Origin of the sequence: Microbacterium sp. NPDC058062 (genome assembly GCF_042885375.1) — a bacterium.
Classification (GTDB): domain Bacteria; phylum Actinomycetota; class Actinomycetes; order Actinomycetales; family Microbacteriaceae; genus Microbacterium; species Microbacterium trichothecenolyticum_C.
Genome location: NZ_JBHVSC010000002.1, coordinates 946493 through 966424 on the forward strand (window position 1 = coordinate 946493; position 19932 = coordinate 966424).

At 70.8% G+C, this 19932-nt stretch carries 15 protein-coding genes; 9 read left to right on the forward strand and 6 right to left on the reverse strand.

The window, feature by feature from the left end; all coding sequences use genetic code 11:
* Positions 1-54: 54 nt before the first annotated feature.
* Genes ACFVSU_RS09000 through ACFVSU_RS09010 form a run of 3 tightly spaced genes read left to right on the forward strand, consistent with a single transcriptional unit; the run spans position 55 to position 1004 of the window.
* On the forward strand, positions 55-234 hold the full coding sequence (locus ACFVSU_RS09000) for a hypothetical protein (RefSeq protein WP_387141100.1): 180 nt from the start codon (positions 55-57) through the stop codon (positions 232-234).
* 39 nt (positions 235-273) lie between these two features.
* Positions 274-660, forward strand: a complete 387-nt coding sequence (locus ACFVSU_RS09005; RefSeq protein WP_387141103.1) for a bleomycin resistance protein — start codon at positions 274-276, stop codon at positions 658-660.
* Entirely contained in the window at positions 657-1004 is a 348-nt protein-coding gene (locus ACFVSU_RS09010) for a hypothetical protein (RefSeq protein ID WP_387141106.1), read from the forward strand. Before ACFVSU_RS09005 ends, ACFVSU_RS09010 begins: the two co-directional genes overlap by 4 nt.
* 45 nt (positions 1005-1049) lie before the next feature.
* On the opposite strand, the gene pulA is transcribed toward ACFVSU_RS09010, so the two are convergent.
* Positions 1050-7064 (reverse strand): pullulanase-type alpha-1,6-glucosidase, encoded by a 6015-nt coding sequence (gene pulA, locus ACFVSU_RS09015; protein WP_387141109.1) that lies wholly within the window; start codon positions 7062-7064, stop codon positions 1050-1052.
* Between the two features lie 255 nt (positions 7065-7319).
* Between pulA and ACFVSU_RS09020 the strand changes: the two genes are divergently transcribed.
* A complete protein-coding gene (locus ACFVSU_RS09020; protein ID WP_387141112.1) occupies positions 7320-7550 on the forward strand; it encodes a DUF1232 domain-containing protein in 231 nt (76 codons plus the stop codon).
* A gap of 3 nt (positions 7551-7553) precedes the next feature.
* Here ACFVSU_RS09020 and ACFVSU_RS09025 read toward each other — a convergent pair whose 3' ends face one another.
* The 5 genes from ACFVSU_RS09025 to ACFVSU_RS09045 form a co-directional block, all read right to left on the reverse strand.
* Entirely contained in the window at positions 7554-8381 is an 828-nt protein-coding gene (locus ACFVSU_RS09025; RefSeq protein ID WP_387141115.1) for a hypothetical protein, read from the reverse strand.
* 172 nt (positions 8382-8553) lie between these two features.
* Positions 8554-9732, reverse strand: coding sequence for a thiolase family protein (locus ACFVSU_RS09030; RefSeq protein WP_387141118.1), 1179 nt, complete (start codon positions 9730-9732; stop codon positions 8554-8556).
* Between the two features lie 132 nt (positions 9733-9864).
* Positions 9865-10953 (reverse strand): phosphotransferase family protein, encoded by a 1089-nt coding sequence (locus ACFVSU_RS09035; protein WP_387141121.1) that lies wholly within the window; start codon positions 10951-10953, stop codon positions 9865-9867.
* Positions 10950-12158, reverse strand: coding sequence for an acyl-CoA dehydrogenase family protein (locus ACFVSU_RS09040; RefSeq protein ID WP_387141124.1), 1209 nt, complete (start codon positions 12156-12158; stop codon positions 10950-10952). The genes ACFVSU_RS09035 and ACFVSU_RS09040 overlap by 4 nt, the downstream gene beginning before the upstream one ends.
* Positions 12155-12916 (reverse strand): SDR family oxidoreductase, encoded by a 762-nt coding sequence (locus tag ACFVSU_RS09045; RefSeq protein WP_387141127.1) that lies wholly within the window; start codon positions 12914-12916, stop codon positions 12155-12157. Before ACFVSU_RS09045 ends, ACFVSU_RS09040 begins: the two co-directional genes overlap by 4 nt.
* Before the next feature lie 198 nt (positions 12917-13114).
* Between ACFVSU_RS09045 and ACFVSU_RS09050 the strand changes: the two genes are divergently transcribed.
* The 5 genes from ACFVSU_RS09050 (at position 13115) to ACFVSU_RS09070 (ending at position 19822) form a co-directional block, all read left to right on the forward strand.
* Entirely contained in the window at positions 13115-14260 is a 1146-nt protein-coding gene (locus tag ACFVSU_RS09050) for an acyl-CoA dehydrogenase family protein (protein WP_387141316.1), read from the forward strand.
* Positions 14261-14271: 11 nt separating this feature from the next.
* On the forward strand, positions 14272-15474 hold the full coding sequence (locus ACFVSU_RS09055; protein ID WP_310249275.1) for an acetyl-CoA C-acetyltransferase: 1203 nt from the start codon (positions 14272-14274) through the stop codon (positions 15472-15474).
* Positions 15475-15516: 42 nt separating this feature from the next.
* Positions 15517-17727, forward strand: a complete 2211-nt coding sequence (locus ACFVSU_RS09060) for a 3-hydroxyacyl-CoA dehydrogenase NAD-binding domain-containing protein (protein ID WP_387141131.1) — start codon at positions 15517-15519, stop codon at positions 17725-17727.
* Positions 17720-18718, forward strand: coding sequence for an NAD(P)H-dependent flavin oxidoreductase (locus ACFVSU_RS09065; RefSeq protein ID WP_387141134.1), 999 nt, complete (start codon positions 17720-17722; stop codon positions 18716-18718). The genes ACFVSU_RS09060 and ACFVSU_RS09065 overlap by 8 nt, the downstream gene beginning before the upstream one ends.
* Before the next feature lie 336 nt (positions 18719-19054).
* Positions 19055-19822 (forward strand): endonuclease domain-containing protein, encoded by a 768-nt coding sequence (locus ACFVSU_RS09070; RefSeq protein WP_387141137.1) that lies wholly within the window; start codon positions 19055-19057, stop codon positions 19820-19822.
* Positions 19823-19932 lie beyond the last annotated feature (110 nt).

Genomic DNA, 19932 nt, shown 5'->3' on the forward strand with positions numbered 1-19932 from the left:
GGATGGGACTCTGGGCCGACGCGGCGCCGCATCCGGCTCCGTAGCGTCGAAGACATGACCAGCACCACGTCCACCGTCCCGGTCACCCGCCACCGCGAGCTGTCCACCGCCGCCGCACTGCTCCTCACGATCGGCGGCAACATCGTCGTCGTGACGATCGCCGCGATCGGAGTGGCAGGCGTCGCCGCGGCCGCCGTCGCGGTGTTCGGCCCGCAGCTGATGGAGCTCCTCTAGCTCTGTCGCCGCCACCGGCGCGCACGCTAGCCTGCGGGGATGAGCGAGCGCGCCGTCCCGATCCTTCTCAGCCGCGACCTCGCCGAGACCCTGTCGTTCTACGAACGGCTCGGGTTCGAGAATCGGGGCGCGCCGCCCGAGGTGTGGCAGTACCTCATCATCGGGCGCGGCGCGATCGAGCTGCACTTCACGGAGGATCCGTCGGTGGACCCGCTGTCCACGGCGTCGATGTGCTACCTCTACGTCGACGACGCCCGGCAGCTCCACGCCGCGTGGGCCGATCTGGTGGAGCCCGATCCGCCCACGGGCAGCCGCATCGCCGGGCCGGTCGACACCGATTACGGCATGTGCGAGTTCGCCGTCGTCGACCGCAACGGGAACCTGCTGCGCATCGGGTCCCCCCGCTCCCCTAGGCTCGCGCCATGACGGACGTCGCGACGAAGCCCCGCCCCGGTACGAGCCTGCGCGGCTTCTCCGCGCCTCTCATCCTCCTCGGGGGCCTCGTCCTCGTGCCGATCGGGCTCGCGCTGATGACCACCGGCTACGAAGCTCCCGACGACGCCGCCTCCGTGCGCATGGCATTCGCGAGCGTCGCGGGCGCGACCGTTGCCATCATCACCGTCCTGGGACTGCTCGTCGACCGCATCGTCCGCCGAGCGAGCCTGTCGACGATCGCGATCTTCGCCGTCATCGCCCTCGTCGTGGTGCCGTGGCAGCTGTCGGCGGTCTCCCGCACCGCCGACCTCCTGCTCACCCGGCTCGCGCTCTGACCGCAGCGTCCTGCCGGGCGGGATGCGCCCGCCCGGCAGGACCTGTCAGTAGACGAGCACGGGGACGGGGATCGCGGCCCGCGAGCCCTCGTAGTCGCCGGCACCGGTGAACGCGGTGCGGATCAGGTGCACGCCCCGGCCCGAGAGCTTCACGTCGACCGCGACCTTGCCCTTCGCCGCCGCGGTGAGCTCGACGCTCGCGACGACCTTGCCGTTGTCGGTGACGGTCACCGTGCCGACCGGCGCGGACCCGTCGGCGGCGGTGACCTTGCCCGCCACGGTCACGCTGCCGCCCGCCTTGACCAGCAGCTTCGTCGGCGCGACGAGCGTCGTCGTGGCCACCGGCTCGCGGTCGACCAGCACCACCGCGGACCGCGCGGGCACCGTCACGGTGCCGGTCGAGGCATCCCACGTGGTCGTCTTCACGACCGCGTCCGAGCCGTTCGCGAGCGCCGGCGTCAGCGAGAACGAGCGGCCGGCGAGCGACGAGATCGTCTGGGTGGTCGGGTCGACTCCCGCGTTGAACACGACCAGCGCGCCCTCGAGCTCGGGGTCGACATCCTCGCCGACCAGGTCGTCGATGAGCATCGTGAGCACGCCGGGTGCAGCATCCTGCCCGCTGTTCGGGAACGTGACCTTCTCGCCGATCAGCTCGGCAGACCCGAGGCGCAGCAGCCCGACCTCTTCACGCACGCGCAGGAGATCGAGAGCGGATGCCTCGGCCGTGGCGATGTCGGATGCTGCCGGCTTGTTCGCCGGGTTCGCCAGCAGAGGCTGCTTGATCGCCCACGACGTCTCGTTGTCGGCGGCCCGCGGCAGGCCCGACCCGAAGGTCGACTCCTGGCCGGTCCAGTCGATGCGGTTGAACCAGTCGCCCGAGTTGTAGCTGTTGCGGTCGAGCGACTTCGAGCGCAGCAGCTCGGTGCCGGCGTGCCAGAACGACGGGGTCTGCCCGAACGCCGTGGTCGCGAGCGACAGCGTGTTCATGCGGACGCGATCGGCCATCGTCGTGTCGGCGGGGAGCTTCAGCACCGACAGGTCGTACAGCGTCTCGTTGTCGTGCGCGTCGACGTACGTGATGATCTCGTCGGGCTGGTCGGCGTAGCCGGCCGGCGAGCCGCGGTAGTCGAGCTCGTCGCCCGCCTTCACGGCGCCCGTGTGATCGGTCAGCGTGTAATCGCGGAGGTTGCCCGCGAGTCCCAGCTTCACGAGGTCGGTCTGGTGCGCGAGGTCCGCGAGGGCCTGCTCGGTCGTGCCGTTGATCGGCGCTCCGTTGGGGTCGGTGCCGAGGCCGGTGCCGAAGCCCTGCTGCTGGATCGTCTCGCCCGCGACAGGGCTGCCGCCGTGCACGGCGTCGCGCAGCCGGTCGCTGAACGTGCCGATGCCGGTGCCGCCGAGCTGGCCCTGCGTGGCCTGTTCGAAGAGGGCGTTGTTCGCGACCTCGCCGAAGTTCCAGCCCTCGCCGTAGAGATAGATCGCCGTGCCGTCGACGCCGTCCTTCTTGAGCGTCAGCTCGTCCAGCGCCGCGCGGATCGCGAGCATGTTCTCCTTCGAGTGGTGGCCCATGAGGTCGAAGCGGAAGCCGTCGACCTTGTAGTCGCGGGCCCACGTCACGACGGAGTCGACCATCAGCTTCTGCGCCACCTCGTGCTCGGTCGCCACGTTCTGGCAGCACGTCGAGGTCTCGACGCCGCCCGCGAGGTTGAGGCGCTGGTAGTACCCGGGCACCACCTGGTCCAGCACCGACGTCGGAGCCTGACCCGACGCCGAGGTGTGGTTGAACACCTGGTCGAGCACGACCTGCAGGCCCATGCCGTGCAGCGCGCCGACCATCTCACGGAACTCGCCCACGCGCGCCCCGCCCTCGGGGTCGACGGCGTACGAGCCCTCGGGTGTCGTGTAGTGGAACGGGTCGTAGCCCCAGTTGAAGCCGTCGGCGTCGACGATCTTCTCGATGCACGCCTGCTGCTCGTTGCTGTCGGCCGCGTACGACGCCAGGTCGCAGTCGGGCACGGCCTGCTTCGAGCGGTCCTCCTCGATCGTGGCGATGTCGAAGGTCGGCAGCAGGTGCACCGTGTTGATGCCGGCGTCGGCCAGCTGGCGCAGCTGCTTCGTGCCCGCACTGTCACGGGTGAAGGCGCGATACGTGCCGCGCTCGGCCTCGGGCACCGACTCGTCGGTGATCGAGAAGTCGCGCACGTGCAGCTCGTAGATCGCACGGTCGACCGGGCGGTCGATCACGGGCGCCTTCGTCTTCTCCCAGCCCTTGGGGCGCCACTGCTTGTCGGCGAGGTCGATCGCGACGGAGCGCTCGGAGTTCGTCGTGAGCGCGACCGAGTACGGGTCGGTGACCTGGTTGGTCTCGATCGCTCCGGTGGTCGGTGCGTAGACCACGACCTCCCACAGGTACTCGTCGCCCTTCAGCGCCTTCGTGCCCACGACGGTCCAGATTCCGGATGCTGCGTCCCACGCCGCCTCGTGCCGCACGGGGTCGCCGCCGGCGCCCGCGTCCCACGTGAGGAGGGTCGCGCTCTGGGCGGTGGGCGCCCACAGGCGGAACGTCGGCTTGTTGGCCGTGAAGCTCACGCCGAGCGCGGCATCGGCCACGGCGTCCGCGTAGAGGTCGTCGAGCACACCCGGGATCTGCATGCCGGTGAAGCCCGAGAGCACGCCCTCGGCGTCGCGCTGCGACACCGCGAGCTGGCCGCGGACGAGGGCGGCAGCATCCGTCCCGTCCGGCACGCGCAGCGCGACGAAGTTCGCGAGAGCAGGGAAGTCGGCCTTCTGCTCGGCGGTGAGGCCGCCGTCGACGACCGTGAGGTCGATCGCGTCGCCGCCGGTGACCTCGCCGTCCACGAGGGCGATCGTCGCATCGGCCGAGGCGTGCAGCTGCCACGAGGCGTCGGCGGGCACGGCGCCGAGGTCGGCCGGCCACGCGATCGTGCGGGCGTCGATCCAGTGCGCGCGCTGCTCGCCCACGCCGGCCAGCGGCGGGTCGGTGACCTCGATCTCGAGCACGTGGGTGGCGAGGGTGTAGCGGAAGACGATCAGCTTGCCGTCGCTCGCGCTGAACGAGTAGTTCGCGCCGCCCGGGGCTCCGCCGACGCCGTAGTTCTCGTTCCAGCTGAGGCCGTGCGCGACCTTGAGCTCGTAGGCGCCCGCGGGGATCTTGTCGGTCGAGAACTCGTAGACGCCGTCCTTGTCGCCGTCGGCCATGAGCGTCGCGAGGCATTCGGGCGCCCAGTCGCCGGCGCAGCCCAGCTCGCTCTGCGCCGAACCCGGCAGGGTGACGATGGGGCCCTCCGCCGTCGACTGCACGATGTTCGAGCGCGGGTCGAAGTAGAACGTGATCGGGCCGCCGGCGTGCGAGATCGTGATGTTCCCGCCGCCCGGGGCGCCGTTCGCGCCGTAGTTGACGTCCCACGTGCCGTTGATCGCGACCTTGTACTCGTAGTCGCCCGCAGGAAGGTCGAACGTGCCGGCCCAGATGCCGTCGGCGCGGAGCGTGAGCTTCGCCGCCTCGCAGCCGGGGGTCCAGTCGCCGGCGCAGCCCATCTCGGAGTTGAGGCTTCCGGGCACGGTCACCATGTCGATCGGCGACTCGGGCTCCTCCTCCACGACGAGCGACACGGAGTTGCCCACCGACGCGTAGGTCGAGGCGGCGGCGTGGTGCCCGGCGGCGTCGGTCGTGACCGCGCGGTACTCGACGAGCGTGCCGTCCGCGAGGCCCTTCACCGTGTGGAAGACGCGCGGGTCGGTGTCCTCGGCGGTGCCGAGCGCGTGCCACTCGTCGGACCCGGCGACGCGCCACGAGAAGCTCGTCTCCTGCCACGTCGTGTCGTCGACGTCGGCGCTGACGGCGACCGAGCCCGTGAGAGCGGCGCCCGCGCCGGGTGCGCTCACAGAGATGGCGAGCGGCGACTCCGGAGCCGACACCGTCGTCCCGGCGCGGTAGACGACGGCCGAAAGTGCCGGGACGGTGACGGATGCCTCGGCCGAGGCATCCGTCGACAGGCCCGCGGCGGTGCCGTACACCGGGGCGAACGAGGCGTTCGCGGTGAGCGTCGGGACGTTCACGGTCTTGTCCGCCGTCGTGTTGTTGAGCGCGACCAGGTACTCGACCTTCTCGTCGCGGTCGACGCGCGAGAAGGCGTAGACGCCGGCGCCGTTGTCGGCGTAGCGCTCGATCTGCGCGCCGGTGACCAGGGCCGGGTGGGCCTCGCGCAGCGCGGCGAGGTCGGCGATGCGCTCGTAGACCGGCGCGTTCGTGTCGTAGCGGTCGACCGAGCCGGCGGTGGTGCCGTCGATCAGCTTCTGGTTCTGGTACTCGGCGACCTCGGTCGCGAAGAGCGTCTGGCGTGCGTCCTTGTCGCCGCCGGTGCCCGCGAAGCCCTGCTCATCGCCGTAGTAGACGACGGGCTGGCCGCGGCCGAGGAACATCAGCTCGTGCGCGAGCAGGTCGCGCTCGAGCGCGTTCGGGGTGGACTCCAGCATGTAGCCGACGCGGCCCATGTCGTGGTTGCCGAGGAAGGTCGGCAGCGCCGTCGCCGACGTGTCGGTCGTCGTGTACCAGTCGTCGCCCGCGTACAGCGACTGCAGTCCCTTCGCGCTGTTGCCCGCGGCGTAGCTGACGGCCGAGGACTGGAAGGTGAAGTCGAGCACCGAGTTCATGTCGGTGTCGCGGACGTACGGCGACAGCTTCACCGGGTCGGCGTCGTAGACCTCGCCGAACATGAAGAAGTCGTCTTTGCCGAGCGAGTGCGCGTAGTCGAGCACCTCGGTGGTCCAGGTCTGCCAGAACTCGAAGTTCACGTGCTTGGCGGTGTCGATGCGGAAGCCGTCGATGCCGAGGTCGACCCACTTCTGGTAGACGTCGACGAACCCGTTCACGACGGTCGGGTGCTCGGTCATCAGGTCGTCGAGGCCCGAGAAGTCGCCGTACGTGACCGACTCGCCCGACCAGGTCGAGTCACCGCGGTTGTGGTACAGCGTGGGGTCGTTCAGCCACGCCGGCACCTTCGCGGTCGCGTCGTTCACGACGGGCGTGTAGGGGAACGAGGTCGCGGCGTCCAGCTCGGGGAAGGTGTCGGTGCCCGCGTAGTCGGCCGGATCGAAGGGCGTGCCCGAGGCGTCCTTGTACGGGCTCGTCGCCTGGTCGATGTACGAGTACTGGCCCTGCGTGTTCGAGATCAGGTCGGCCGTGTGGTTCGTGATGATGTCGAAGTAGACCTTGATGCCCTTGGCGTGCGCCTCGGCGATGAGCGCCTCGAGCTCGGCGTTGGTGCCGAGGTGCGGGTCGATCTGCGTGAAGTCGGTGATCCAGTACCCGTGGTAGCCGGCGCTCGCGTTCGCGCCCTCGCCCTGCACGGGGTTGTTCTTGAAGCTCGGGGTCAGCCAGATCGCGGTCGTGCCGAGGCCGTCGATGTAGTCGAGCTTCTCGCGCAGGCCCGCGATGTCGCCGCCGTTGTAGAAGCCCTTGTCGGTCGGGTCGAAGCCGGTGGTGAGACGGTCGCCGGCGAGCCCGCCCTGGTCGTTCGCGGTGTCGCCGTTCGCGAAGCGATCGGTCATCACGAAGTAGAACTGCTCCTGGCTTCCCGGCTGCCGCACCGGCGCGGCGACGAGCGCATCGTCGTCGGCCGTGTACCCGGCGCGCAGGCTCTTCGCCTCGAGGCCCACGCGGTGCGTGTTGTCGTCGAACACGAAGCGCAGCGTCGACGGGCCGTCGATCGTCAGCGGGATGTTGTCGCCCCCGCCGTTGAGTCCGTACGACTCGTCCCACGCGTCGTCGACGGCCACCTTGTACTCGTACGAGCCTGCCGGCACGTCGAACTCGGCGGCGTAGACGCCCGCGGTGTCGGTGGCGGCGAGCTCGGTCGCCGCGCAGTCCGGCTTCCAGTCGTCGGCGCATCCGAGCTCGGATTGCAGGCTGCCGACGAGCGCGAACGTGCGCTCGGCGGCGGCTGCGGGCGCGATGGCGACCACTCCCCCCGTCACGATGAGCGCCGCCGCGGCAAGGCTGGCGGTGAGGATGCGGGCACGTCCTGAGGTCGACTTCGACACGGGAGCTCCTGGGGTGGGGCGGTGGGCACGCCGACGTGCCCGCGGTGCAGTTGTGCGGCCGACACTAACAGCAGGTTCATAAGAACTGCAAGCGCTTACATCATGAGAAGGCCTTAATGGAGCGGATGCTGCGGGCAGAGGCATCCGTTCTCCTCCCGTTCACGCAATCGCTTGCAGAGGCGATCAGCGAATGCTCAGCATCACGAGTTGATCTCGCCGGGCCTTCATCGGTCGATCGCGGCGCACACTCGATGCATGTGGTGGAGCTTCCTCAAGGCACTCAAGGGCGGTGAGCACCGCGTCGCGCCGACGACGTGGATCGCCGCGACCGCTGCGGTCGTCTATGCGGTCTCGCCGATCGACCTGATCCCCGAGCTCGTCCTCGGGCCCCTCGGATTCGCCGACGATCTCGGCGTCTGGAGCATCCTCGCCCTGCTCCTGGTGCGCGAGCACCACCGCTGGCAGTCCCGGCTGCAGGCGCCGTAGCCGTCAGCCTCCGGCGACCGCGCACGCGCTCTGGACGCTCAGGTGGAGGAGCCCGTCGATCGTGGTCTTGTCGCGGATGCTCAGGCGCTCGACCGGAAGGGTCGTGCTGTAGCGGATGTCCTCCTGCATCGCACGGTCGGGGAGGTAGCCGGCGGCGTCCCAGGCGGCGAGGATCGCGGCAAGCGACGCGGCGTTGTCGGCGGTCGCCAGCTCTGCGGTCAATGCCAGGCGCGAGCCGACCTCGCCGCACGGCGCGGCCTGCAGGTGCGCGGCGTCCACGATCGGCGGCGAGCCGTCGGCTGTGGTGACGGGGGCCGTCGCGGCGTCGATCGTCGTGGAGAGCATCGCGAGCATCTCCTCGCGGGCGTCATCGACGGTGAGCATCTCGGGCGCGGGAGACGGTGAGGGGACCGGCGCCACCGCGGCGACGTTCCCGACCGCCGATGCGGCACGGGCGACGAGGGACTCGACCTGGCCATTCACGCTCACGCTGACTATGGCGAACGCCAGGAGCGCGCTGCAGACGACACCGATCACGGCCCAGCTCGTGCGCCGGGCGAAAGCGCCGGCCACGGCGATCAGGCACGTCACCACGAGCGCGACCGCGAGCGCCCCTGCCGCGAACATCAGGGCCGAGGTCGCCCGGTCGATCGCCTGCATCCAGTCCACCGCGGTGCGGGGTTCGCGGTAGCCGGTGTCGTCGGCGAGCACGCCGACGAGGAACGCCCCCGCACACAGCACGAGCGTGCCACCCACGACCGCGACGGCGAGGAGCACCCCGAGGATCCGCCCCAGCGTGCGCAGAACCCGACGCCTGTCGCCCGTGCTCATGCCTATCGTTTCTCGATTGGAATCCATCGAATAACGATAGGTGAGAAACCGGCGCCGCGGGAAGAGCTCGGGCTCGATCGACGAGAGAAGGGATCGGCGCCGATACCCAGGGCGATGTCCCCGGTCTCGGCGGAAATCCCTTGCCTCGACGAATCGGCGCCGGGCGTGCGCCCTAGAGGCGCTCGATGATCGTCGCGTTCGCCATGCCGCCGCCCTCGCACATCGTCTGGAGTCCGTAGCGGCCGCCGGTCGCCTCGAGGTACGACACGAGCGTGCCGAGCAGGCGCGTGCCGGAAGCGCCGACGGCGTGGCCGAGCGCGATCGCGCCGCCCCAAGGGTTCAGCTTCGCCGGGTCGGCGGCGAGGTCGTGCTGCCATGCGAGCGGCACCGAGGCGAATGCCTCGTTCACCTCGTACGCGTCGAGGTCGCCGATCGACAGGCCGCTGCGCTCGAGGATGCGCCGCGTCGCGGGGATCGGCCCCGTCAGCATCATCATCGGGTCGTCGCCGACCACGGCGAACGAGTGGAAGCGCGCCCGGGGCGTGAGGCCGAGTTCGGCGGCCTTGTCCTCGCTCATGATGAGAGCAGCGGATGCCGCATCCGTGAGCGGCGACGAATTGCCCGCCGTGATGCGCCAGTCCAGGTCGGGGAACCGGGCCGCGAGCTCGTCGGTGCGGAAGGCCGGCTTCAGCCCGGACAGCGACTCCACGGTCGTGCCGGACCGCACCGTCTCGTCGAACGCGACGGCCTCGGGGCCGCCGCCCCAGACCAGCACGACCTGCGCGTCGAACGCGCCGCGGGTCCAGGCATCCGCCGCCCGTCGATGCGACTCGGCGGAGAACGCATCGAGCTGCTCGCGGCTGAATCCCCACTTCTGCGCGATGAGCTCGGCCGAGACGCCCTGGTTCACGAGGCCATCGGGGTAGCGGTGGGCGACGCCCTGCGACACGGTGCCGCCGTGGGCGTTGGAGCCGAGCGGCACGCGGCTCATCGACTCGACGCCGGCGGCGATCACGATGTCGTACGCGCCGGCGATCACGCCCTGCGCGGCGAAGTGCGCCGCCTGCTGGCTCGAGCCGCACTGGCGGTCGATGGTGACAGCCGGCACCGTCTCGTCGAACCCGGCGGCGAGCACCGCCTGCCGGGCGATGTTGAGGGACTGGTCGGCGACCTGGCTGACGCATCCCATCAGCACGTCGTCGATCTGCCGCGACTCGAGGCCGCTGCGCTCGAGCAGCGCCGTGAGCACCCCCGCGACGAGGTCGACGGGGTGCACCGCACTCAGCGCTCCCCCGGGCTTGCCGCGCCCGGACGGGGTGCGGACCACATCGACGATGACAGCGTGGGGCATGGAAGACCTCCTGCCTCGAGCCTATGCCGCTGCCTCAGCACCGGCGCCGTCCCGCGAAAGTCGGCGATCCCGCGAGACGCGGAGGGCCTGAGCGCATCGGTCCGACTCCCGCGGGATCTCCGATTCCGGCGGTCAGCCGTGAAGGGCGGCGGCCCTGTCCTGCGCTGCGTCGAGCAGCCGCGGCACCCCGTCCTCAAGGGTCGGGCCGAACGTGTCACCCGGGCGCTGGCCGTCGAGCCACCGGGTGTACAGCGCCTCGCAGAACACGGCGGCCTTGAAGAAGGCGAGCGCTTCGTACCAGGGCAGCATCGACAGATCGAGCGGATGCCGCGCCGCATACCTCGCGACGAGCTCCGCGGTGTCGGGGAACCCGTCGAGCCGTGTGACGGGCGTCAGTTCGAGCGGCGTGGGCGCGGATCCGGGGCGGGCGTACGTGGCGGTGAAGTAGCCGAGGTCGGCGAGCGGGTCGCCCAGGGTCGCCATCTCCCAGTCGAGGATCGCCGCGACGCGCGCCGGACTTCCGGGCGCGTACATGAGGTTGCCGATGCGGAAGTCGCCGTGCACGACGGCGGCGCGCTGGGTCTCGGGCATCCGGTCGCCCAGCCACCCGGCGAGCTCGCCCACCGCGGGGAACGAGCGCCGCGAGTTCACGTCCCACAGCGCCGCGAAGCGGCCGACCTGGCGGGCGAGGTAGCCGTCGGGTCGTCCGAGCGCGGCGACCTCGCCGGCGTCGACGGGCACGGCGTGCAGGTCGGCGAGCGCGTCGACGGCGGCGAAGCCGATGCCGCGACGACCGTCGGCGTCGTCGAGTGGTGGGGGCACAGCATCCGTGACGACCTCCCCGTCCACGCGCTCCATGACGTAGAACGGCACGCCCAGCACGGCGGGGTCGTCGCACTCGGCGACGATCACCGGCACCGGCGCGCCCGCCGCGCCGAGCACGCGCTGCACGCGCGCCTCGCGGGCCATGTCGTGGGTGGACGGCGGATGCGGCGGGCGCGGCCCGCGCCGCAGCACGAGGTCGCGGCCCGCGTACGCGATGGCATAGGTGACGTTGGAATGCCCCTCGCCGATCCGCTCCCACGCGAGCGCTCCGTCGCCGAACCCGAGACCTCGCAGGTACTCCTCGACCGCGTCGACGACGAGCAGGGGCGGGCGCTCGAGCCCAGCGGCTTCCGTCCAGGTCGCCACCGCCTCGACGCCGTCGGGCACCGCGATCACAGGGTCACCTCGTCGAGCCGGGCCGCGCCTGCCTCGACCTCGCGGGAGCGAGCGGATGCTGCGCGCCGCGCGATCGCCCAGCGGTGGGTCTCGCTCGAGCCGTCGTAGATCCGGAAGGGACGCACCTCGTTCAGGTACTGGATGAGGGGCAGCGCGTCCGTGACGCCATCACCGCCGCACAACTGCACCGCCCGGTCGATCACGCGGAACACGGCCTCGGAGCAGTGCACCTTGGCGACCGACGACAGCGCCTCTCCCGCGCGGGGGTCGGCGCGCAGCATCCGTGCGGTCTTGTCGATGATCGCGTCGGAGGTCTCGAGGTCGATGACGCTGTCGGCGAGGAGCGCCTGCGCGACGCCGAGGTCGCGCAGGCGCGAGCCGAAGAGCTCGCGGGCGTTGGCCCGGTCGAGGGCGGTGTCGTGCGCGCGACGCGCGAGGCCGAGCCAGCGCATGCAGTGGGTGAGCCGTGCGGGGCCGAGGCGCACCTGCGCATACCGGAACCCCTGGCCCGGTTCGCCGAGCACGTCGTCGTCGGCAACGAGGCATCCGTCGAAGCTCACATACGGGTGCCCGCCCGCGATCGCGCCCTCGATCGTGTGGACGTCGGGGCCGACCGTGACGCCCGGCGCGTCGAGCGGGAGCAGGAACATCGTCGCCCCTTCGTCCCAACCCTCGACCGCCGGCGTGCGCGCCATGACGATCGCGAAGGCTGCGCCGTTCGCCCCGCTGATGAAGCGCTTCTGTCCGGTGATGCGCCAACCGCCGTCGACCCGCTCCGCGGTGGTCGAGAGCGCGCGAGGGTCTGAGCCCGCACCCGGGTGGGGCTCGGTCATCGCGAAGCTCGAACGGATGTCGCCGCGAACCAGCGGCGCGAGGTAGCGCTCGTGCTGCACGGGCGTGCCGACGACGTGGAGGAGATGCATGTTGCCTTCGTCGGGCGCCATGATGTTGAGCACCGCCGGGCCGATGGGCGAGTACCCGGCCTCCTGGAAGATCGGCGACCACTGATCGATCGGGATGCCGCCACCGCCGTACTCGACGGGTGCGTGAGGTGCGAACACCCCGGCCTCGCGGGCCTGCGCGCGCAGCCTGTCGAGGGTCGCATCGTCGAGCGGAGCGCCGGGCTTCGGCTCCGCCGGGAGGACGACCTCGCGGATGAAGGCCCGCGTTCGGTCGCGCAGGTCGTCGACTGCCGTCGGGCTCATGCCGTGCCTCCCGCGCCGAGCAGGCCGCCGTCGAGGGTCAGCACCTGGCCGGTGATCCACGACGCATCGTCGCCCACCAGGAACGCGACCGCGCCGGCGACGTCCTCGGGAACACCGAGACGCCCGAGCGGATAGCCGGCCGCGACCTCCTCCTCGCGCCCCTCGTACAGCGCGCGGGCGAACCGCGTCTTCACCACCGCGGGGGCCACCGCGTTCACGCGCACCCGGGGGGCGAGCTCGACCGACAGCGTCGTCGTCAGGTGCGCGACGGCGGCCTTCGTGACGCCGTACCAGCCGATGCCGGGCGACGGCATCGCACCCGTCACCGACGAGAGGTTCACGATGCTGCCGCCGTGGGCGCCCTCGCCGAGGCCGCGGCGCACCGCCTCCTGGGTCCACGCGAGCGTCGAGACGACGTTGACCTCGAGGATCTTGCGGGCGGCGCCGAGGTCGAGCTCGGCCAGCGGGCCGTAGACCGGATTGATGCCCGCGTTGTTCACCAGGATGTCGATGCCGCCGAACTCCCTGACGACGCGGTCGAGCGTCTCGGCCCGGTGATCGGGGTCGTCGGCACCGCCCGCGACGCCGATCGCGGAGCCGGTCGGGAGCGTCGCGACGGCCCCCTCGAGCTCCTCGGGGTGGCGGGCCGTCAGGCACACGCGCGCCCCCTCGGCAGCCAGCCGCGACGCGATCGCGAGGCCGATCCCACGGCTCGCCCCCGTCACGATCGCGGTGCGTCCGCTCAGCGGTGTGGTCATCGTCGTCCTCACTCTCGGGCGGCGTCTTCGCCGATGGGGCTACGGCGCCTGCGTTTAATCGTGCGTAAGAAATCTCACTGGCACAACCCTGTGATCCGGCGGAAGCGCTGGGTTGCAGCATCCAGTTTCTAATGCATAATAAAAACATGCTTCGCGGCGAGGACGCCGCATCCGCGACACGGAGGTTCGGCGATGACGCTGAAGAGAGACATCTACGACGAGGACCACGAGCAGTTCCGCGAGGTGGTGCGGGCGTTCGTCGAGCAGCACGCGCGACCGAACGCCGACCGCTGGAGCGCCGAGGGCAAGGTCGACCGGTGGCTGTTCACGAAGGCGGCGGAGGCGGGCATCCTGGGCTTCGCGATCCCGGAGGAGTACGGCGGCGGCGGAGCCGACGACTTCCGCTTCCACGCGATCATGGGCGAGGAGCTCGCGCACAACCCGGTGTCGGACGGGATGGCGGGCATCGCACTGTCGAACGACATCGTGATCCCGTACTTCACCGACCTCACGAACGACGAGCAGAAGCAGCGGTGGCTGCCCGGCATCGCGGCCGGCGAGCTCATCGTCGCGGTGGCGATGACCGAGCCCGGCACCGGCAGCGACCTGGCGGGCATGCGCACCTCCGCCGTGCGCGACGGCGACGACTACATCGTCAACGGCACGAAGATCTTCATCTCGAACGGACAGAACGCCGACCTCGTCGTGACCGCCGTGCGCACGAGCGACGACCCCCACCGCGGACTCAGCCTGCTGGTGATCGAGACCGACACCCCCGGGTTCTCGCGCGGCCGCAACCTCGAGAAGGTCGGGCTGCATGCCCAGGACACGAGCGAGCTCGTCTTCGAAGACGTCCGTGTGCCGGCCGCGAACCTGCTCGGCGCCGAGGGTGCCGGCTTCATCGGGCTGATGCGCAACCTGCCGCAGGAGCGCCTGTCGATCGCGGCCGCCGCGGTCGCCGCCAGCGAGGGTGTGCTCGAGCGCACGCTCACCTACGTCACCGACCGCAAGGCGTTCGGCAAGCCGATCGGCTCCTTCCAGAACACCCGGTTCGAGCTGGCCGACATGGTGACGGCGACCGACGTCAGCCGCGCGTACATCGACCGCTGCATCCGCCTGCACTCGGACGGGCAGCTCTCGGCCGAGGACGCGGCGGCCGCCAAGTTCTGGACCACCGAGCAGCTCGTGCAGGTGGTGAACCGCTGCCTGCAGCTGCACGGCGGCTACGGGTACATGCGGGAGTACCGCATCGCGCGCGACTACGAGGACGCGCGCATCACGACCATCTACGGCGGCACGACCGAGATCATGAAAGAGATCGTCGGCCGGGGCCTCGGACTGTGAGGAGAGGCCACATGGCTGACGCATACATCTACGACGCCGTGCGCACCCCGCGCGGCAAGAACCGCGGCGGCGCGCTGCACGGCACCAAGCCCGTGGACCTCGTCGTGGGGCTCATCCACGCGGTCCTCGAGCGCAACCCCGGGGTCGACCCCGCGCTCATCGACGACATCGTGCTCGGCGTGGTGTCGCCCATCGGCGAGCAGGGCGGCGACATCGCCCGCACGGCGGCCCTCGTCGCGGGACTGCCCGAGACGGTGGCCGGCGTGCAGCTCAACCGCTTCTGCGCGTCGGGCCTCGAGGCCGTCAACGTGGCGGCGCAGAAGGTGGCCTCCGGCTTCGAGGACCTGGTGCTCGCCGGCGGCGTGGAGTCGATGTCGCGCGTGCCGATCGGCTCGGACGGCGGCGCCTACGCGCAGGACCCGACCACCAACTACGACCTTTACTTCGTGCCGCAGGGCATCGGCGCCGACCTCATCGCGACCCTCGAGGGCTTCTCGCGCGACGACGTCGACGCGTACGCCGCCGAGTCGCAGCGCCGTGCCGACACCGCGTGGCGCGAGGGACGGTTCGAAGGATCCGTCGTGCCGGTGCGGGACCAGAACGGCGTGACGCTGCTCGACACCGACGAGCACCGCCGCCCCGACACGTCCGGGCTGGGCAACCTGCCCGCCGCCTTCGCCGCGCTCGGCGAGAACGCCGGCTTCGACGCCGTCGCGACGCAGAAGTACCACGCCGTCGAGCGCATCGACCACGTCCACACCGCAGGCAACTCGTCGGGCATCGTCGACGGCGCCGCGCTCATGCTCATCGGCAGCAAGGAGGCCGGCGAGCGGCTCGGACTCACCCCGCGTGCGCGCATCGTGTCTACCGCCGTCACCGGCTCGGAGCCGACGATCATGCTCACCGGCCCGACCCCGGCGACGCTCAAGGCGCTCGAGCGGGCGGGGCTCGCAGCATCCGATATCGATCTCTTCGAACTCAACGAGGCGTTCGCCGCCGTCGTCATGAAGTGGATGAAGGACCTCGACATCCCGCACGACAAGGTCAACGTCAACGGCGGGGCCATCGCGCTCGGCCACCCCCTGGGCGCGACCGGCGCCATGATCCTCGGCACCCTCCTCGACGAGCTCGAGCGCCGCGACCAGAAGCGCGGTCTCGCGACGCTGTGCGTCGGCGCCGGCATGGGCATCGCCACCGTCATCGAGCGGGTCTGAGCCCGCGGCATCCGTCTGAACCGACTTGAGAAGAGAACACCTATGAGCACCACGATCGACGACACGACCGTGTACCAGGGGTACGCGTGGGAGCAGGATGCCGACGGCGACGTCGTCATCACCCTCGACGATCCCGGCAGCAGCGTCAACACCATGAATCCGCACTTCGTCGCGGCGCTGAAGGCGACCGCCGACCGGCTCGAAGCCGAGCGCGACGACATCCGCGGCGTCATCCTGGTGTCGGCGAAGAAGAGTTGGTTCGCCGGCGGCGACCTCAACCTGCTGCGCGCCGCCGACCCCTCCCGGGCAGCGGAGGAGACGGCCCACATCGACGCCGTCAAGGCCGACATGCGCCGGCTCGAGGTGCTCGGCAAGCCCGTGGTCGCGGCCATGAACGGTACGGCGCTGGGCGGCGGCCTCGAGGTCGCCCTCGCGGCGCACCACCGCATCGCCGCCGACGTGCGCGGCGCGCAGTTCGGCGTGCCCGAGGTGTCGCTCGGCCTCCTGCCGGGCGGTGGCGGCATCACACGCCTGGTGCGCATGCTCGGACTGCAGAAGGCGCTGACCGACGTCATCCTGCCGGCGACGAAGTTCTCGCCGTCGGACGCCCTCGCGGTGGGCATCGTCGACGAGCTCGTCGCGACTCCCGAGGAGCTGGTGCCCGCCGCGAAGCTGTGGATCGCCGCGAACCCGGCGCCCGTGAAGCCGTGGGACCTGAAGGGCTTCCGCATCCCCGGCGGTGCGCCGAACTCGCCGTCGCTCGCGGGCGCACTGCCGGCGTTCTCGGCCTCGCTGCGCAAGCAGCTGAAGGGCGCACCGCTGCCCGCGCCGCGCGCCGCGATGGCCGCGGCGGTCGAGGGCGCCTACGTCGATTTCGAGACGGCGTCGAAGGTCGAGACCCGCTACCTCGTCGAGCTCACCCACGGCCAGGTCGCGAAGAACATGATCAAGGCGTTCTTCTTCGATCTCGGGCACATCAACGCCGGGGGGTCGCGCCCTTCGACGAGCTCAGGGACCGGGCAGCCGCTCCCGAAGTACCAGGCGAAGAAGGTCGGTGTCATCGGGGCAGGCATGATGGGCGCGGCGATCGCGTACGTGTCGGCGAAGGCGGGCATCGACGTGGTGCTGAAGGACGTCACGCTCGAGGCGGCGGAGAAGGGCAAGGACTACTCCCGGGCGCTGGAGGACAAGGCGCTCGCGCGAGGGCGCACCACGACGTCGAAGTCAGAGGCGCTGCTGGCGCGCATCACGCCGACCGCCGACCCCGCCGACTTCGCCGGCGTCGACTTCGTGATCGAGGCCGTGTTCGAATCGGTGCCCGTCAAGCAGGGCGTGTTCCAGGAGATCCAGCACCTCGTCGAGCCCGACGCGGTGCTCGGCTCGAACACCTCGACGCTGCCGATCACGCTGCTCGCCGAGGGAGTCGAGCGCACCGACGATTTCATCGGCATCCACTTCTTCTCCCCCGTCGACAAGATGCCGCTCGTCGAGATCGTCCGCGGCGAGCGCACCAGCGACGAGGTGCTCGCGAAGACGTTCGACTACGTCCAGCAGATCCGCAAGACGCCGATCGTCGTCAACGACGCCCGCGGCTTCTTCACGTCCCGCGTCATCGGCCGGTTCATCGCCGAGGCGGTGGCCGCGGTCGGCGAAGGCGTCGAGCCCGCGTCCGTCGAGCAGGCGGCGCTGCAGGCCGGATACCCGGCGGGCGCGCTGCAGCTCCTCGACGAGCTGACCATCTCGCTCTCGCGGAAGATCCGCCTCGAGACGCGCGCGGCCGAAGAGGCCGAGGGCGGCACCTGGGTCGAGCACCCGTCGGAGGCCGTCATGGACTGGATGGTCGTCGACGCCGAACGCCCCGGGCGGCGCGCCGGCGGCGGCTTCTACGAGTACGACGAGTCGGGCAGGCGAGTGGGCATCTGGCCCGGCCTGCGCGAGAAGTACGGCTCGGGGCGCACGGTGCTCCCCTTCGAGGACCTGCAGGAACGGATGCTGTTCGCCGAGGCCCTCGACACCATCGCGTGCCTCGACGCCGGCGTGCTCACCTCGGTGCCCGACGCCAACATCGGGTCGATCTACGGCATCGGGTTCCCGGCGTGGACGGGAGGCGTGCTGCAGTACGTGAACCAGTACGAGGGCGGACTGGACGGCTTCATCGCCCGGTCCCGCGAACTCGCCGAGCGGTACGGCGACCGGTTCCTGCCGCCGGCATCGCTCATCGCCAAGGCGGAGGCGGGTGAGACGTATGAGTGAGTCGACGGTGGCGACAGCCCCGAAGCTGCGGACGCGGTTCACCGAGGCGCTCGGCATCGAGCACCCGGTCGTGCAGGGCGGCATGATGTGGGTCGGCCGCGCCGAACTCGCCGCCGCGGTCTCGGAAGCGGGCGGCCTCGGCATGATCACCGCCCTGACCCAGCCGACGCCGGCCGATCTCGTGCACGAGATCGAGCGCGCGCGGACGCTGACCGACAAGCCGTTCGGCGTGAACCTCACGATCCTGCCGTCGATCAGCCCGCCGCCGTACGACGAGTACCGCCGCGCCATCATCGACGCGGGCGTGACGATCGTCGAGACGGCGGGCGCGAACCCCGAGCCGCACATGGACATGTTCCGCGACCACGGAGTGCGGGTCATCCACAAGTGCACGTCGGTGCGGCACGCCCTCAAGGCCGAGAAGGTCGGGGTCACGGCGGTCTCCATCGACGGGTTCGAGTGCGCCGGACATCCTGGTGAAGACGACGTGCCGGGGCTCGTGCTGATCCCGGCCGCGGCCGATGCCCTCAGCATCCCGTTCATCGCCTCCGGAGGGTTCGCCGACGGCCGTGGTCTCGCGGCGGCGCTCGTGCTCGGCGCCGACGGCGTGAACATGGGCTCGCGGTTCATGTGCACCGAGGAGTCGCCCGTTTCGCAGGCGGTGAAGGAGCGCATCGTCGAGGCGAGCGAGCTCGACACGAACCTCATCTTCCGGTCGCTGCGCAACACCGCGCGCGTCGCGAAGAACGCGGTGTCGGACGAGGTGGTGCGCATCCTCGCTGACGGCGGCCAGTTCCCCGACGTGCGCGACCTCGTCGCCGGTGCCCGCGGCCGCAAGGTCTTCGAGAACGGCGACCTCGACGCGGGCATCTGGACCGTGGGCCAGGTGCAGGGCCTGATCCACGACATCCCGCCCGCGGGCGAGGTCGTCCGCCGCACGGTGTCGCAGGCCCACGAGGTGCTGTCGCAGCGCCTGTCGCTGTTCGCCTGACGGACGCTCTCCGACCCGGATGCTGCGGGCCGCAGCATCCGTCCCGCCCGCCTGTCCCGATCCGTGTCTCCCCCCGCGCGGACCGGGGCAGGCGACGATCGGAGATCCCGCGAAGATCGGACGGATGCCGCGTCCCCGGCCGAATCTCGCGGGAACTCCGCGTCTCACCACCGACACAGTCACGCTGGCCTGTCCTCCCCGGGCCGCCCTCACGACGATCTGTTCACAGATGCGGCGACCCACCGCGCGCGGCCGGGCCGGACGCATCAGGCTCGCATCGTGCATCAGGCCGTGGAGATCCTTCGTTCCCTGGGCGGGATAGCCCGCACTCGCACCTTGGAGACGCACGGCATCAGCGAGCACACGCGCTCGCGTCTGGTGGCGGACGGTGTGCTCGAGCGGGTCGGCCGCAGCTGGCTGACTCTTCCCGGGACGGATCCAGAACTGTGCGCTGCCACCGAGGCGGGAGCAGTGCTCACCTGCATCACCGCCGCGCGGCGGCTCGGGCTCTGGCAGGTCACCGAGCTCATGCCGCACCTCGCGGTGCCGGCGGGTGGGCGACGCCGCATCGCGCGGGCTCACCTGCACTGGGCGAGCCCCGCTGTGCCGAGGCATCCGGATACCCTCGTCGACCCCATCGAGAACGTCCTGGTGCTCGTCGCGCAGTGCCGGCCGTACGAGGAAGCGCTGGCGATCTGGGAGTCCGCGCTGCGGCGTGGAATGGTCGCGAAGCAGGCTCTGGAAAGGCTGGCATTGCCGCCCGCGGCGCGGAGGCTGTGTGCCGAAGCGAGCGCGTGGTCGGATTCGGGGCTCGAGTCGCCCGTCATCCCCCGATTGCGCTGGTTGCGGCTGCCCATCCGGCAGCAGATCTGGATCGCCGGCCACCGCGTGGACTTCCTCATCGGCGACCGTCTCGTCCTGCAGGTCGACGGCGGCACTCACGTCGGCCCGCAGCGCGAGGAGGACATCCGCCACGACGCCGAACTCGCCTTGCTGGGCTACCACGTGATCCGCGTCGGCCGCGGGCAGGTCGTGAACCGCTGGCATGAAGTGCAGGACCTGATCATGCGGGCCGTCGCCCAGGGGCTGCACCGGGTCGCGTGAGAGTCGGAAATCCCGCGGAAGCCGGATGGATGCTGCGCATCCGGCCGATTCTCGCGGGATCTCCGATCCTCGCGGGCGAGGTTGAGAAGGGCTGCGAGGACGACGGGGCG

Excerpts from the sequence above, each read along its gene's own strand:
- ACFVSU_RS09000 (WP_387141100.1), top strand. The coding sequence starts at position 55 with ATGACCAGCACCACGTCCACCGTCCCGGTCACCCGCCACCGCGAGCTG.
- ACFVSU_RS09005 (WP_387141103.1), top strand. The coding sequence starts at position 274 with ATGAGCGAGCGCGCCGTCCCGATCCTTCTCAGCCGCGACCTCGCCGAG.
- ACFVSU_RS09010 (WP_387141106.1), top strand. The coding sequence starts at position 657 with ATGACGGACGTCGCGACGAAGCCCCGCCCCGGTACGAGCCTGCGCGGC.
- ACFVSU_RS09020 (WP_387141112.1), top strand. The coding sequence starts at position 7,320 with ATGTGGTGGAGCTTCCTCAAGGCACTCAAGGGCGGTGAGCACCGCGTC.
- ACFVSU_RS09025 (WP_387141115.1), bottom strand. The coding sequence starts at position 8,381 with ATGAGCACGGGCGACAGGCGTCGGGTTCTGCGCACGCTGGGGCGGATC.
- ACFVSU_RS09030 (WP_387141118.1), bottom strand. The coding sequence starts at position 9,732 with ATGCCCCACGCTGTCATCGTCGATGTGGTCCGCACCCCGTCCGGGCGC.
- ACFVSU_RS09040 (WP_387141124.1), bottom strand. The coding sequence starts at position 12,158 with ATGAGCCCGACGGCAGTCGACGACCTGCGCGACCGAACGCGGGCCTTC.
- ACFVSU_RS09045 (WP_387141127.1), bottom strand. The coding sequence starts at position 12,916 with ATGACCACACCGCTGAGCGGACGCACCGCGATCGTGACGGGGGCGAGC.
- ACFVSU_RS09055 (WP_310249275.1), top strand. The coding sequence starts at position 14,272 with ATGGCTGACGCATACATCTACGACGCCGTGCGCACCCCGCGCGGCAAG.
- ACFVSU_RS09060 (WP_387141131.1), top strand. The coding sequence starts at position 15,517 with ATGAGCACCACGATCGACGACACGACCGTGTACCAGGGGTACGCGTGG.
- ACFVSU_RS09065 (WP_387141134.1), top strand. The coding sequence starts at position 17,720 with ATGAGTGAGTCGACGGTGGCGACAGCCCCGAAGCTGCGGACGCGGTTC.